The organism is Flavobacteriales bacterium (genome assembly GCA_025210805.1).
Taxonomy (GTDB): Bacteria; Bacteroidota; Bacteroidia; order Flavobacteriales; family CAJXXR01; genus JAOAQX01.
This window is the reverse complement of record JAOAQX010000022.1, coordinates 1-15,520: the sequence shown is the minus strand read 5'-3', so window position 1 is coordinate 15,520 and position 15,520 is coordinate 1. Positions and strand designations below refer to the sequence as shown.

Annotated in this window: 10 protein-coding genes; 3 read left to right on the top strand and 7 right to left on the bottom strand. The window is 34.1% G+C overall.

Annotation, left to right across the window (positions count from 1 at the left end):
- Nucleotides 1-287: 287 nt before the first annotated feature.
- The 6 genes from dinD to N4A45_07900 form a co-directional block, all read right to left on the bottom strand.
- Nucleotides 288-1,127 (bottom strand): DNA damage-inducible protein D, encoded by an 840-nt coding sequence (gene dinD, locus N4A45_07925; GenBank protein ID MCT4665145.1) that lies wholly within the window; start codon nucleotides 1,125-1,127, stop codon nucleotides 288-290.
- Between the two features lie 144 nt (nucleotides 1,128-1,271).
- Complete coding sequence (locus N4A45_07920; GenBank protein MCT4665144.1) at nucleotides 1,272-6,569, bottom strand: ATP-binding protein; 5,298 nt, start codon at nucleotides 6,567-6,569, stop codon at nucleotides 1,272-1,274.
- Nucleotides 6,570-6,993: 424 nt separating this feature from the next.
- Nucleotides 6,994-8,349, bottom strand: coding sequence for a peptide MFS transporter (locus N4A45_07915; GenBank protein ID MCT4665143.1), 1,356 nt, complete (start codon nucleotides 8,347-8,349; stop codon nucleotides 6,994-6,996).
- A gap of 134 nt (nucleotides 8,350-8,483) precedes the next feature.
- Nucleotides 8,484-9,266 carry a TPM domain-containing protein gene (locus tag N4A45_07910; protein ID MCT4665142.1) on the bottom strand — a complete coding sequence of 261 codons (783 nt, stop codon included), beginning with the start codon at nucleotides 9,264-9,266 and terminating at the stop codon, nucleotides 8,484-8,486.
- Nucleotides 9,267-9,707, bottom strand: coding sequence for a TPM domain-containing protein (locus N4A45_07905; GenBank protein ID MCT4665141.1), 441 nt, complete (start codon nucleotides 9,705-9,707; stop codon nucleotides 9,267-9,269).
- An 8-nt stretch (nucleotides 9,708-9,715) separates the two neighbouring features.
- Entirely contained in the window at nucleotides 9,716-10,300 is a 585-nt protein-coding gene (locus N4A45_07900) for a LemA family protein (protein ID MCT4665140.1), read from the bottom strand.
- 138 nt (nucleotides 10,301-10,438) lie between these two features.
- Between N4A45_07900 and N4A45_07895 the strand changes: the two genes are divergently transcribed.
- Entirely contained in the window at nucleotides 10,439-11,329 is an 891-nt protein-coding gene (locus N4A45_07895) for a hypothetical protein (GenBank protein MCT4665139.1), read from the top strand.
- Nucleotides 11,330-11,406: 77 nt separating this feature from the next.
- Nucleotides 11,407-12,366, top strand: coding sequence for a hypothetical protein (locus N4A45_07890; protein ID MCT4665138.1), 960 nt, complete (start codon nucleotides 11,407-11,409; stop codon nucleotides 12,364-12,366).
- 219 nt (nucleotides 12,367-12,585) lie between these two features.
- On the opposite strand, the gene N4A45_07885 is transcribed toward N4A45_07890, so the two are convergent.
- The gene (locus tag N4A45_07885; protein ID MCT4665137.1) at nucleotides 12,586-13,665 is read right to left on the bottom strand and encodes a hemolysin family protein; all 1,080 of its coding nucleotides are present in this window, start codon (nucleotides 13,663-13,665) and stop codon (nucleotides 12,586-12,588) included.
- Between the two features lie 310 nt (nucleotides 13,666-13,975).
- Here N4A45_07885 and N4A45_07880 point away from each other — a divergent pair, with 310 nt between their 5' ends.
- A complete protein-coding gene (locus N4A45_07880; protein MCT4665136.1) occupies nucleotides 13,976-15,262 on the top strand; it encodes a 4-hydroxybutyrate CoA-transferase in 1,287 nt (428 codons plus the stop codon).
- Nucleotides 15,263-15,520 lie beyond the last annotated feature (258 nt).

Sequence of the window (15,520 nt, the reverse complement as noted above, 5' to 3'; positions counted from 1 at the left end):
CTCTTTACCTTCTTAAGTCCTGAAAAATGGATTTGTATAGCCTAAACTTATTTGTCGCAAAACCCATAGTGTTTTGAAATGTTTTTCGAAACGCAAGTAAACCATTTCTCTGTGTATTTTAAGAAAGGTGTAATGCCGATACATTACTAAAAGTCAATTATGAACAAAGTGAACTAATTGAATATTTAGTAAGTAATAGGTACAACAGCGTGGGTTTTAGTCAACCCTGAGTTCAGATTTTGCTCTGCGAGCAATCCGAAGACTTAGTTATTTTGTGTGTAGTGTTTTTAGTTTAATTTATCAGGATTTTTTCCAAGTCTTTTCGATTCAGAGTTTACTCTTCTTTCGAGTTTTTTAACATCCTCTTCAGGTGGTAACTCTTCTGGTTTTATTCCTCTTTTTAAAAGAATATTTCTGACTCCACGGTTATTAGTAATATGTTCAGCTGAAATTTGCCTTTCAGTTGAAAGCCCTTTTTCTTTTGTATTGAAAACAGTTATTTCTGTAGCAAAGTCTTTAGCTTTTATTGTTAATGTTGGTAAGAAATCAGCAAGTGCTCGTCCTTTAGGAACTCCTAATTTCTTTTTCATTTGTTGAGTAGTTTTTCCAAATAGTGCTTGGTCACCTTTACTTCTAATTAACCCAAAGTTTCTGTCATTACCAGTCTGTTCATATATTAATTCTGAAAGTTCTTTTTCAGATAATGTTAATTTTTGTCTTGCTTGAAGCCTTTCCCAATCTTTAATTCGTTTCTCGATTTCTTCAAACTTTCGTGTTTGAATAGCAAAATAATTTTGAGCAAAAGCGATTTGTTCTTTTCTTGGGTCTCCATTTTGAGCTATTAGATAACAAGCGTACCTTGTTAACATAATATCTTCTATTTCTCTTTCACTTCCAGAACCAAGTTTAACCATTTTGTTGACGTCAACAAAATGGTCTAAAATCTCGTTATTTGTTGCTTCACAAGAAGTTTTTGCTTTAATAATTACTTTTTGGAAATTCCTCCATTCCGAATAACCAAGTAAATGCTGTATATCTCTAGCAAACCAAAATTCAATACCATTTTCTGTTGTTTGAGAATGGTCTTCAAATGTGTTTGATAATGACTTTATTATTTCTGTTTTCATTCGGTTAAATTACGGATTTTTCATTTCATTTTAGTGTTTTTCTTACATTACACACAACGTTCTGTGTATGGTGCGTATCCCGAAGGGTATGCATTATACACCTTGTTGTACACCGTTATTTTTAACTTGTTTGTTCATTTATAATTAAGACTCTAAGATTCTGTTCTGCAATTCAAGACCAATAGGCTCATGTACCGAAACTAGATATGTTACAATCTCTTTGAAATTGCCATATAGTTCAGTATTTCTTTTTAGAGCTTCTCCATGATTCTCCCAAAGGTAACTGGCTGTTCGAGCTAGACTCTCATTATATTCAAATTGTCTATGAACATGGCCTTCAGGAGCTGGCTTACTAAGCGTTTTAGTGTGATGTCGGACAAATACTTTCAATACCGCTACACCCTTGGTTAAGAGAACTATTCCAGATTTTTTTCTTAGTAAAAGAATCAATCTGCTTATCAAATCATGATTATAAAAGTTTTTAGCAAACCATGTGATGATTTTTTCAGAAGCTTGCTCCAAAAACTCTTCGTAATCATCATTCCAGATACTTATTAAAGAATGAGAAACTCCATATAAAGAAGGTTCATATTCAGTTCTGCGCCAGCTATTACCTTTTTTCCAATTTTCACATTGTGTACAAAACTCCACCATTTGTTCCCATTCTTCGAAGAACTTTTTTTGTAATTCTTTATCACCAATATTGTATATGAAAAAATCTCGCAAAAAAACATCATTTTGATAAGGGGTAAAACCTCCATATTTTAATATTGGTTTCCAGTATCGGCTTGGGTCATCCTCTTTTTTGATTCTCACGACAAGCTTACTGATGCGTTCAAGAGCCCATAAATTGAAGTCTCTTGGGTATTCATCATTTACTTCACAGTTTGGAGTAATATTCCCATTTTCGAAGATCAATTGTTCTACTATTTGATCCCACAACGAAAGAAGATATTGATATTCTGAATCATCACTTACTTCAGATAACTCTGGAATTGATGAAAATGCATGTTGCAACATTTGCATATCTAATCCAGGAGCTTTCCTGTTATTCTCTTTTTCTTTATTACGGCCCCACGAGTGATGATCTACATGAGCTGTTATCATTCTTTCCTCTGACCAATTAACAATCTCCTTTGTCGTTTTATCAGAAATAAACTCTTCTAAAATTTTATGAGCATATATATCAATCCAAGATACCTCCTGATCCTTCTCTTTTTTGAAAATTCGTTTGATTAACTTTTGAAAGATAGTCTCTTTATATACTGGTGGAAGTTCTTCCTTATTTTGTGTTTTAAAAAAACGATAGACACCAATACTCCATTGAATAATTAGATTCTGAAGTTGAATAAAGTCCTGATGATGCCAATTTAATTCATTAGCAACATTTCTAAATAAAACCTCATTAGTATCGTAAGTTGACTTTAAACAAAGTAAGCCTAGTGATTTTCTGATCTTTTTATTTCTTAAATCTTTTGCCCATAACTCAGGTAAAAACCTTGCTATGAATGTGTCCCAAGAATCTATCCCTCCTGCCATGTAGAGGTCATTAAGTCTACTTGGAGCTTTTATCAAAACTTTTTCTGTGTAATCAATTGTCCAATCTATATATTCTGGATGTTCTTCAAGCCATAAGTTTTGATGTTCATAGAGGAGAGCAATTGCACCGAATAGTGAGCTAAGTTCGTATGCTAGGTGATGATATTTTTCAGGAGAAAGAGGGATTTCAGCTTCTGAAAAGACTTTTTCCCAAAGAGCGACAACCTCATCTTTTGTATACGTTTTTCCTTCTTCGATCTCTCTTGAATATCTAAAAGGTGTTATCGTTTTTTCAAAAAATTGACTATCTGTATTTCGCAATGGAACTAACTTCTCTTCAAGTTCTTTGGGCTCTACATATTCTAAAAATTTCTGATTTTCAAATTCTTTTAGTCGATAGTTTTCTTTGTTGAATTGAGCAATGAGATTCCTTTTATACGCATCAATTTCACCATCCTTTTCATCCTGTTGTAATTCTCCTTTCCAGAACTCTACTGTTTTTTTGTAAAAATCATTCAACTGATTTGTTTGGAGATATATTTGGAGGCCTGCAGAAGTAATGGAAATTTTCCTGTATTTTAAGTTATTCCAATCCCTGACTTCATTCCATACTTTTTCACCTAAATCGGTAGTCCCAATCATTTGATGCCCCTCTATATTTGATGCTCCAGAATCAAGGGTCATTTCCCATCTGTATAAATCAAAAGCAGATAAGAGTGGATGCAATATTCCAAAAAGTAATGATGACTGATATTTACCTATGAAACTAAGTAAGCCTATAAAACAAACACTATTGGCACTTTTTAATATATGCTCGATAAAGGGCTCAATATCTTTGCCTTCATCAATACTATTAGTTAAAAACTTTTCTAATGCCATTAAAGCTGAAGAAATAGTGTGAGGTGCATTCCCTGATGATCGATACCAAAAGTAAATGCGATGGTCTCCGGTAAATACTTTCTTTTCTTCAAATACTATTTCTAATGTTGGAACATGACGTTTATTATATGTCTCAACATTAGCCCATTGTGAAGTGGCAAAATCAACCAGATTTATTATGGTATCTATCCCTGAATAGGGATGGATACTTAAGAAGTTTAGAAGGGGTCCTCTACCATAGTATGGCGGAAACCAACCTCTTGGCTCGACAACATCATATTTATAATTGTAATCATAACCAAATGATATTGGCCTTGGAGGATCTATTAATAAGGCTAATATAATTTCTTTTGCCTTTTCCGGATGTTGAGTAACTAACTTTGATAAGGCATCAGTAGATAAACATGTCTCTGAAAAAGCTTCATCTACTCTCTCGAAAGGGCCATGCTCCCATTGTTTAGGTTTTCTTATTTCAGCTTCTGCAAAAATGCTCTTGGGTTCTGGTACGTCAACTTTGGGTTTTTCTTTTTCTGGTTTTTGAAATTTTGTGCGTCTACATAGTTTTAGACAAAGTTCAAGTATTTCTTCGGGTAGCTCATTAATTCCTGCCAGCATGGACTTGTAAACTTTTTTGTCCAAACCATCACTTACCCATCCTTTATTAAGCTTAAAATTGAATATCCACTCAGCATTTTTAAAGGCGCAAAAAGAAACTTCTTTTCGGTAAGGAAAAGTGTTAGGTGCAAAATCTAGCCATGTTTGTGCTAAATCAGCAATTTTGCTTCCGGCTAAGGGAGTGAAAATGTCAATATTCTTTTTTACAAAGTCTATAACCGGTGGCCAATAAAGAAAAATTGGAATTCTCTGATATGTTGATGCTTCAGATTCAGAATATCCTCCTAATTCTTTAGCCAACTTTAAAACTTGTGGATTTGGACGAGTTGCCTTCACCAAGAATCGATCTAGAAATCTCCTTAACACTTTTCCATCATCTTGAGTAAAAAAGTCTAAAAGAAGATCTAAAAAACGAAGTGCCGAATTCGAATAAATAATAGATTCTAACAGTAAGTCCTGAATGATTTTCTCATTTGGGATACTCTCATTTAATTCTGAAAAGGTTTTTATCCAGTCATCTACATTACCATTTTTTTCTAATAAGAATACTCCATATAATCTAATTGATTTGCCCCATAATGGAGATAAAATATTTTTTGAAGTGATATAAGATTTAAAATTCTCGTTATTGCCTTTAATGAGTTTATACCTTGCCCAGTCTGAGAACAAATCATGTTCAAAAAGCAGTTTATCATCCATCGCTCTTAGAATCTTACTTGTTTTTAAAGACGGCAATGGTGCTAATTCAGCTATGTCAAAGTCTGATTGGGGAATATTAACAGTCATCTTTTCGGCTTGATTTTCAGAGATAAGCTGTAAAAAACGAGAGCGTTGTTCTCCATTATCATACTTGGGGTTTTCAACTTCTTCCTTCCAGATTAAATCAATAATATCAGATTCACCAAAGGGTTCACCTACTTCGATATTACTTGCTGATGACAAATTAAATGCTAATAGATCTAAGTATTTTAAATTCTTTAATATGGTATTTAAATGATTGTGTTTGAATAAATCTGCTAAAGCAGGGAATTCTTTTTGCACAAGAATCTGCTTTTCACTTTCAATTGCATCGAGATAAAAAACCTTATTTGAAAAGGATAAGTTAACCCTGTAAAACCTTTTTATAAGATCATCAAAATCATCTGTTTGGCATGAAAATATTACTTTCCAGGGAGTTTGGTTATTATCAATATAAGTTAGGATATTGAATAGTAGCTTTAAATGTTCTTCTTTTCTAAAACGTTCTATCGAATCGATGATGATATAACCTTCCTGATCTTGGACTTGTTGAATAACTTCAATAAATGGATATAATAAACCATAGAACTCCTTTAAGTTCCTACTATCAGTAATATCCGAATCTATCCAGATTGCTTTAATTTTATTTGCTGAGAGCTCTTGAAAAAAATGTTTAAGTAGAACTGATTTACCATAACCTGACTTGCCCAGCAAGAAAGAGAAACTACCTTCTTTAATAGTTTCCTTAAAATCGGTTAACTCCTTCTCTCGTTCTAGTTTAATTCGCCCTCCGATTTGATCTTGTATACTATCACATTTAGTAGAAGAATATGTGATTATCTTTTCCCAATCGTCTTCATGTTGCGGAATACCTTTTAATTTAAAATGAGGTCGTAAGCGACTAATGAGAGTTTCATAATTGATAAACGCACCTTCATTTGCAGCTAGCTCACTTCTTGTTTCGCACAACTTAGTATATAAAAGATCTGCCTGGCTGTCATCAGCTTCGGATAAACAATTTTTGCAATACAGCTTTAATTGAAGCTCATCCCTTGATGTGGCATATTCGAAATCGAACTCCAATAGGATAACTCTGCTTAATAGTGCCCAAACTTCTTTATCTTCAATGTTATGCTTTGTTGCTAATGCTGAAGGACATCTAAATCCATGAACCAGTTTGACCTGACTTTCAGAAAAACTCCCGCTTTTCCCTTGTAGAATTCTTGCTTCTAGAATATCAGAAGTAGATGATTGTGCTGCTTTAATAAGCTTATTTATGTCAGTAGATAAACTTGAACTCAATGGTGAGTTTACAACACACAAATAGTCATTCTGTCTATCAAAAACTGTTGATTCTTCATTTAGATATTGTTCCCATAAGTCAGATAATAATTCAGCATTTGGCCCATTTCCTGTAAATTGAACGTTACTTTTTACAGAAGTAGGAATACTAAAAGTATCATTAGATTCAGTTTTCATGGTTAAAACCAAATCATCCAGTAACCAACCTTCAGCTCTTGCTTGAAATACAATCCTACTAATTCTAGCGAAGATATTAGAAAGGGGAAAACGTTGAGCTAAAAAAGCAACAGCAAACCATGAAAACACTTTGTCTTCAAATAGGAATCCAGCCCCCGAACTTTGTTTTGCTGTCGTTACTTCTTTTGCCATTGGCCCAATTTTAAATTAGTTTTATTTGAGTGTTTTTTGAATGGTGTACAACAACCATATAAACACACCCTTGTATAACATAGGTGCATTTATACGCCCTATACGTTTATACTTTTTCTGTCATAATCAAAAACACAAAAACACCAGTAAATACAGGTTTTGGAGGTGAATTTAGAAGTTCTATTTATATTTTTGAATATCATAAGACTAAGGTACATAAAACATTTTTAAGAAGGAGTAAAATAGAACTATTGTTCTTAGTATTTGTTATATTTTCTTTACAATATTTCTAGCCCCGATAGAGGCGGTATCCTTTTTCTTTTTCCTTAGAAAAAGAAAAAGATTGAGCCGAAAGCGGGAAATAGCTCAAAAGAAAAAGACGACTAAAAATAGCCGTCTTTTGGTAAATATTGAAAATAGATTTTTATGCTAGTTCTTTTTCATGGTCTTCGGCACCGTGTGTGAGTGCTTTCAATTTCTTGAGGAAAACACGGATGAGAAGTCCGAAAATGATACAGAAGATTGCGATTCCTGTGAAGATGGTATATTCTCCAAGGTCTGATGCTGATTCTCCTAATAGTCCCGCTAGTTTATTCCCGAAACCAGTCATGGCAAAATAGACTCCCATCATGATTGAGGCATATTTGGCGGGTGAAAGTTTGGTGATAAAAGAAAGGGCAACTGGTGAAGCAGATAATTCTCCTATGGTATGGAAAAGGTAAGCTAAAACCAACCAATACATGGCACTTTGACCAGTAGATTCATATTCTGCAGCTGCGGCAGTCATAAAAAGAAATCCTGTTCCCATGATAATGGTTCCTATTGCCATTTTAAACAAAGAAGATGACTCTTTTCCTTTGAGTTTTCTTTTTGCCCAAAATCCGGCAATGGTAGTTCCAAAGATGATAATAAACAATGCATTCAGCGACTGAAACCATGAGGCAGGGACTTGCATTCCGAATAAGATTCTGTCGGTTTTCTGAGCGGTATAAATATTCATAAGTCCTCCCGCTTGCTCAAAGGCTCCCCAGAAAACGATTACGATTAGAAATGATAGAAGAAGAACGACGATTCGGTCTTTTTCAATTTTGGTAAGTGGTTTATTGAGTTTTTCTTTTTCTTCTTTTGAGATTCCCTTTGCTTTTAGGTAGTTTCCTACGGTTTTTAGGTGTGGTTGTCCCACCATATAGACTATTTGTCCTAACAACATTCCTATTCCTGCAAGACCAAAACCATAGTGCCATCCGTAGTTTTCTCCCACATAACCTACGGTTATTGAGGCTAGAAAAGCTCCGAGATTTATTCCTATATAAAATATAGTAAAACCTTTATCTCTTCGTAAATCTCCTTTTTTATATAATCCTCCAACCATCGTGGAGATATTGGGTTTCAATAGTCCTACTCCTGCAATGATGAGTCCTAGACCGGTGTAAAATGCCCAAAGTTCTTCAACTGCCAAAATTCCATGTCCCAAGCATAGGGTTAGACCTCCAATAAGGACCGATTTTTTTTGTCCAAGCCATTTATCAGCAATAATACCACCGGGGATAGAAGCTACATAAACCAACATGGTATAAGTTCCGTAAAGTGCCAAGGCATCTTTTTCTAACCACCCTAAACCAGGATTGTCTCCAGCTGTGGTAGCTATTAGGTATAGTACCAATATGGCTCGCATTCCATAATAGGAAAAGCGTTCCCACATTTCTGTAAAAAATAGAACAAAAAGTCCTTTTGGGTGTCCAAACCAAGTTTCTTGTTGGTGTTGAGCTTCAGTATTCATAAATCAATCTTTTAAATTCAATAAACTGCAATATAAGGAAAATTTGATTGAGCTGATTCATATTGCCAATGAAGCTTGTATAGATTATTTTTGAGATACAGAAGAGCATTTTGACTTAGAGAGTGTGTATGTGTTTACCAACTTCCTCCAGCTCCACCACCGCCAAAGCCTCCGCCACCAAAGCCACCGCCAAAGCCTCCTCCGCCGAAACTTCCTCCAGAAGATCCTCCTCCAAAGCTTCCGCCACTTGTGAGGATCATGGTATCAAAAATGGTATCTCTACGAGATCTATGCCCACCTTTTCCTCCACCGCCTTTTTTAGAAATGACAACGATAATGATGAATATGATAAAAATAATCAGAAGTATGGCAACAGGAGAGAGGGAGTCATTTTGTTTTTTGGAAATTCTTTTTCCTTTATATTCTCCTCTTAGTGTGTAGAAAATAGCATCGGCACCACGGTTTAATCCTTGGGAAAATTTTCCTTTTTTAAACTCGGGTATAATTTCATTTTCTATTATTTCTTTGGTACCAGCATCGGTCAATAGATGTTCTACACCGTATCCTGTGGCAATAAAGATTTTTCGATCCTCTTTTGCCATCAAAATCAAAATACCATTGTCTTTGTCAGCTTGTCCTATTCCCCATTTGTGTGCCCATTCTGCTGCCAAGGTTCCTATATATTCTCCTTGTAGATTAGCAATACTTACAAATACAATTTGGGTAGTAGTGGTATCACTATAGCTGATAAGTTTGCGCTCAAGATTTTTCGCCTCATTTTGGTTCAAAATCTTTGCATAGTCATATACACTGGTTTGAAATTTGGGCTTCTCGGGAATGCTAAACTGAGCCTTTGCAATTCCTGATAGCAGGAAAAGGAGTAAGAAACCCAAAAAGATCTTTAGTTGTTTTTTCATTTAGTTTTTTGAAATTTCATCAGAGAGTTCATTGCGATCGTCACTTTGGTAGGGGAAATACTTTTGAAGTTGGAAACCCGCCTCTTCAATTCCTTTGCACAAACCTGTACAAAAATCTTGATTTTTAAAATGACTCAAAACGATATCTTTGGTGCTTTCCCAAAAATTATCGGAAACTTTTTTATCAATTCCTTGATCGCCAAGAACCACAAATGCTTTATGATGGACATCAACATAAAACAGAACCCCATTTTGAGATTCTGTCTGATGTATTTTTAGTTCTATAAAAACTTCTTCTGCACGTGTAAAAGGTTTTTTATCAATATTGTAGTTTTCGATATGAACTTTTATTTCTCCACTCGTGTTTTTTTCAGCTTTTTGAATAGCGCTAACAATTTTGTCTTCCTCTTGTTTTGTTAAAAAATCATCTACTTTAGACATCGTTCAGATTAAAATTTAACTTCAGGGGCTTTTTCACTTCCTGCATCGGCTTTGTAATAGGTCATTTCCGAAAAACCAAACATTCCTGCCATCATATTGTTAGGAAACGTTTTGATAGACATATTGTAGGTTTTCACCGTTTCATTAAAACGATTTCTTTCTACATTAATTCTGTTTTCTGTTCCTTCTAGTTGCGTTTGAAGTGCCATAAAGTTTTGATTCGCCTTGAGGTCTGGATAACGCTCTACGGAAACCAATAATTTTGATAAAGCACCACTTAAACCCGTTTGTGCAGCTTGAAATTTCTGCATCGCTTCTGGGGTAATATTTGATGGATCTACCGTTACTTTTGTTGCCTTGGCTCTTGCTTCAATCACTTCTGTGAGCGTAGATTTTTCGTGTTCGGCATATCCTTTTACCGTATTTACAAGGTTTGGGATCAAATCACTTCTTCTTTGGTATGCACTTTCTACATTTGCCCACTGTGAAGTGGCAGATTCTTGATTTTGAACCATGGAATTATATGTTCCACATGAACTAAAACTCATGGATAAACCCGCAATGAGTAAAAGATTTAATAGTATTCTTTTCATTTGATGATATAATTTTCTTTGAAGCCAAATTAATCAAAAAAATGGGAGTCTATTAGCGGAAGAATGCTAATTTTTCATAAAAGAATCATCTATAAATGATTTTCGATACTTTTGGTATTGAATTTTAAAATAAATATAATGAAAAGCATATTTTTTAGTACAATTTTCCTAGTAACGGTCATGCTAGCACATGCTCAAGAAAATGTTTTGATGCTTATTGCAAAAGGTAATGCTAAGGATGAAGTAAAAAACAAAGTAGCGAAATATTATGCTACCGAATTTAGTGAAAAGAATCATGTGAATATTATTTTTGAACCTGTAGATCTAGAAAATAAAAGTCAGATTAACAAAATTGCAATAAAAAAAGAAATCCCTTATTTTGCATTTGCTCATATAAGTTCAAAAAAGGAAACTTTATCGATTACGCTGACTTTGTATGAAACGGAATCCGAAAAAATGATTAAAAGTCATCGGGTTAAAACACAGAGCGGGAAGGAGCTAAAACCAAATTTGAATAGCTTAGGTCAAAAAGTATTTTCTATAAACAAGAGTGGATCTATTGGATTATCTAACTCTGGCTTAGGTTTTTGGATAGGGGGTAATTATCGTCATTTTAGAAACAGAAGTGAAGGTCATGGTCTCTTAGGTCTTGGTCTAAATTATGTACGTGATCGTGAGAAAATTATTTATGATTTTAATCTTGGAATTCAGAGGAGTAAGTATTTTCAATATATCAATGGTGGTGCAAATTTTCTTTTTCCTGTAAAACATAATAAAAAAAGTTTCTTATATGGTGTGGGAATTTTTGCTGCTCAAACGGGATATAAAGCTAATGATTATTATTCTTATGAAGTAAAATGGCGTACAGAATACGGACTTGGACTAAAAGGACATATAGGATATACTTTGGTTAGAACAAATAGACATACTATGCTTTTCTTGGCATCACCATATTATGAATCAAATGCTTTGGCAGATGGTGGAATGTTCTCTTATGGGGTATCTTTTAGGTTAAGTCTTAACTTTTAACTTAAAGTTAATAGATTCAGGTTCTTTTCTACAAAAGAACACTGTATTTTTACATAAACTATTAATTAAATTAAAATATGAAAAAGTATTTGCTTTCTACTTTTCTTTTGCTTGGGGTATTCATGTCCTTCGCTCAAGAAAAGGCTTATCTCACCACAGCTTCTGGTGATGGATTGGATCATTCTACCAAGCGTTCTATTTCAAAGATTTTTTCTCTAAAAATGAAAGAATTGAATAAATATACGATCGTTTTTGAAGATCAAATTGTTCCTCTGACAAAGGAGAAAATTAGAGCAAAAGCTCAAGAAAAGAAGATTCCATATTATATCGTTTCGGAGGTAAATGCAATAGGGAACACCTACTATCTTTCTTACGTTTTGTTTAAAACAGAGACCAATAAATTGGTAAGAGAAGTGACTGTAAAATCTCTTGGATCTAATAATATTGATGAAAAATTAGACGAAGCAGTTTCTGAGCTTTCAGGTGTTAAAAGAGTCAATGACATATATTCAGTAACAGAAGATGAAGCACAACCATTGAGAAAACGATCTGGAAATAGAGGATTTGGAGTGCGTTTAGGTGCCGCAAATACCTTTGTGGATTCTAAAGACGATAAAGATTTTAATCATTTCTCTTCTGGAATAGGATTTAGCTACGGTGTTGATGGTGGAAATTATCTTATGGATGTTAATTTTATGAATTTCTTTGGAGATAATATAAGTATGAGACAATTCTCATTGAATTACTACAAAACATTAAGCTCCTTAAACAATTCTTGGTATTGGGGTGCTGGTGTTTCTTATACAGGTATGGATATTAGAAGAAGAAAAGTAGTAAAACAAAATTCAAATTTTACTGCTTATAATTTTGAATACGATGAGAATAGTGGTTTTGGATTAAGAGGGCACTTCGGATATATTTTGAATAGAACTCACAAAAACCATATAATGATAGGAGTAGCACCTTATATTACTACATTCAGAGTTCATGATTATCTAAGAGGAGGAGCAGAACTCTATTTTTCTGTCACTTTCTAGTTTTCTAAATAACGGTGTAGAAATATTATACCATTGCTAAAAATCAGTTATGACGTAATAAATAAGTGAATAATTGTAGGAAGTAATCGGTATAAATTTGTAAAAAAGCAAAATCTCCAATATTCGTAAGAATCATTGGAGATTTTGCTTTTTTAAATCCTTAATATCAATACAAAAAAGGATTAGAAGTTAGTTGTAATCGATTGTTTTTGATAAGACTTATTCTTCTTCAGAATTTTCTGGTAAATCCTTTAGAATGCCCAAGCTTTTAGCTCGTTTTTCCCATTTTTTTCTTGCAAGTGCTTGAAGATCTGAGGTGCTATCTGTTTCATCAGTAATTTCAATTCCCAAAATGGTTTCTAACAAGTCTTCTAAGCTTACTAATCCTACAATATTTCCAAATTCATCTGTAACAAGTGCCATATGGATATTGTTTTCTACCAAATGATTAAGAACAGATTCTAAATTGGAAGTATGATTTACAAAGTGAATTTTTTTAGCAATATCTTTCATTTTTAGATCGATCTTACCTAAAGCCAACGTTTCTAAAAGATCATCTTTTAATACCATCCCTATAATGTCATTTTGCTCTTTGTCCCACACAGGGATTCTTGAAAATTTTATGGGGCTATTCTCATTATAAAATTCTTCAATTACTTTATCTGGATGTGCCGAAACGACTATTGTAGCGGGGGTCATCACATGGGTAACTTGCATATCTTTTAGTTTTAGCATATTGCTAATAACTTTAGATTCGTTTTTGTTTATTTTCCCCGTTTGATGAGCCAAGTCTTTCATAGCAAGGAAATCTGCTCTACTAAGTACAGATCCATGTCCACCCTTAAACCTAGACGTAAATAATTGTGTTACCCAAATAAGTGGAGCTAGAATAACAAGTAAAATATTAATACTCTTAACAGTAAACGGAGCCAATTTTTGCCAATAACTTGCTCCGATGGTTTTAGGAATAATTTCTGATAAAATTAAAATACCTAAAGTCATGATTACCGAAACAATCAATTCACCACTTACTCCAAGATAAACTTCACCATTGAAAACATGAGCAGCTTGTGCTCCCACTAAAATAGCTCCTACAGTATGCGCAATAGTATTTAAGGTAAGAATGGCAGAAAGTGGTTTATCTATATTCTCCTTGAATTTATCTAAACTTTTCCCTATTGAAGTTCCCTTTTGATGTTGGATATATGATGGGGAAATACTGAGGAGTACGGCCTCCCAAATAGAACAAAGGAAAGAAAAAAGAATTGCCGCAATGGCATAAATTATTAATAAAAGCATCGGTTGATTATTTTTCTACAAATATAAGATTTAAGACCATTTGAAAAATAACTACAGCGCTGATTTTTTTTTCGGCCTTTTCTTGAAAACTGAAAATGAAAAAGTATAAGGATCGAAAAATTTAAAAATTATCAATCTAGATTTTTTTTAAGGGAAAAGTAGATTAAAATTATCCAACATAAGTCACTATTATAACTGATTTTTAGTAGTTATTAGCTGTATTTTTGGACGTAAATTTGCCGAAATTTTAGTAATCAAATGGAAGCAAGGGTTTCAAATACTTGTTTTCCAAAGTTTAAAACAAAGTATCATGTTTGATATTCAATATACCACAGCCGATGAAGCGGTAAAACTCGTCCAATCAGGAGATCGGGTGTTTATTCATACAGCTGCCGCTACGCCCCAACTTTTGGTGAAAGCCCTTGGAGATCGAAAGGCTGAGCTTAAAAATGTAGAAATTGTGGGAGCACATACAGAAGGTCCTCTACCATTTTTTGATCCCAAATACCCTGATGCTTTTGATGTAAATGCTTTTTTCGTGGGCGGAAATTTACGACCTTATGTAAACCAAGGAAAAGCACATTATATTCCTTTATTTTTACAAGAAATCCCAAGTCTTTTTAGATCTGGAAGAATGAAACTAAATGTTGCTATGGTTACGGTTTCTCCTCCTAATAAAAAAGGTTATTGTTCTTTGGGTGTATCTGTAGATATCTCCAATGCAGCCATTGATACTGCCGATATTGTCATTGCTCAAATAAACCCGCAAATGCCTAGAACAATAGGGAATGGAGTGATTCATGTGGATCGTATTCATGCTAAAGTGTGGGTAGATGAACCTGTTTATGAACACAACAATCCTGCACCTACTGAGGTAGATGAGAAAATTGGGAAACATATTGCAGGACTTATAGATGACGGAGCTTGTTTACAACTTGGAATTGGTTCGATTCCAAATGCCGTATTATCCAACCTTGGAAATCATAAGAACTTAGGGATTCACACAGAGATGTTTTCTGATGGAATTATCCCCTTGGTAGAAAAAGGAGTCATTAACGGTTCTGAAAAAGTAACAGATCCTGGAAAAATTATCTCTGGATTTGTATTAGGAACAAAAAAGATATATGATTTTATTGATGATAACCCCATTGTAAATCTATATGATTCTGCTTATACCAATGACACACGAATCATTAGGATGAATCCAAAAGCTACGGCTATCAATTCGGCTATTGAAGTAGATATTTTCGGACAAGTATGTGCAGATTCCATTGGTTACCGTCAATATTCTGGAGTGGGTGGACAGATGGATTTTATCCGTGGAGCTTCGCTCTCTGAGGGCGGAAAACCCATTATTGCACTTCCTTCTATTACCAATAAGGGAATTAGTAGGATAGTGGGAACCTTAAAACCAGGAGCCAGTGTAGTTACCACAAGGGCACATGTTCATTATATTGTTACAGAATATGGAGTTGCCGAGCTTTATGGTAAAAATTTAAAGAAAAGAGCAAAAGCACTCATAGAAATCGCTCATCCAAGTGTAAGAGAACAATTAGACAAGGAAGTTTTTGAGGCATTGAAATGTAAAGTGTTTTAATCTTTTTTTTAGGCACTTACTGTTAGAGGAAATGCAGTGTAACTCTCTCATTTTGTTCTCGATACAATTTTTGATTCCATTGCATTCCATCAAAAACCACTCGAACTGACAAAGGTGTACAATTTTTATATCTCTGTCAGTTCGAGTGATTTCTTTGGAGAGCAGCGGAAAAGAAATTGTATCTAGTATGTCAGTTCGAGTGGTTTTTGATGGAATGCAATGGAATCAAAAATTGTATCGAGAACAAAATGAGAGAGT

What these genes read in the sequence shown, in the direction of transcription:
- dinD (MCT4665145.1), bottom strand. Translation starts at nt 1,127, where the DNA reads ATGAAAACAGAAATAATAAAGTCATTATCAAACACATTTGAAGACCAT.
- N4A45_07920 (MCT4665144.1), bottom strand. Translation starts at nt 6,569, where the DNA reads ATGGCAAAAGAAGTAACGACAGCAAAACAAAGTTCGGGGGCTGGATTC.
- N4A45_07915 (MCT4665143.1), bottom strand. Translation starts at nt 8,349, where the DNA reads ATGAATACTGAAGCTCAACACCAACAAGAAACTTGGTTTGGACACCCA.
- N4A45_07910 (MCT4665142.1), bottom strand. Translation starts at nt 9,266, where the DNA reads ATGAAAAAACAACTAAAGATCTTTTTGGGTTTCTTACTCCTTTTCCTG.
- N4A45_07905 (MCT4665141.1), bottom strand. Translation starts at nt 9,707, where the DNA reads ATGTCTAAAGTAGATGATTTTTTAACAAAACAAGAGGAAGACAAAATT.
- N4A45_07900 (MCT4665140.1), bottom strand. Translation starts at nt 10,300, where the DNA reads ATGAAAAGAATACTATTAAATCTTTTACTCATTGCGGGTTTATCCATG.
- N4A45_07895 (MCT4665139.1), top strand. Translation starts at nt 10,439, where the DNA reads ATGAAAAGCATATTTTTTAGTACAATTTTCCTAGTAACGGTCATGCTA.
- N4A45_07890 (MCT4665138.1), top strand. Translation starts at nt 11,407, where the DNA reads ATGAAAAAGTATTTGCTTTCTACTTTTCTTTTGCTTGGGGTATTCATG.
- N4A45_07885 (MCT4665137.1), bottom strand. Translation starts at nt 13,665, where the DNA reads ATGCTTTTATTAATAATTTATGCCATTGCGGCAATTCTTTTTTCTTTC.
- N4A45_07880 (MCT4665136.1), top strand. Translation starts at nt 13,976, where the DNA reads ATGTTTGATATTCAATATACCACAGCCGATGAAGCGGTAAAACTCGTC.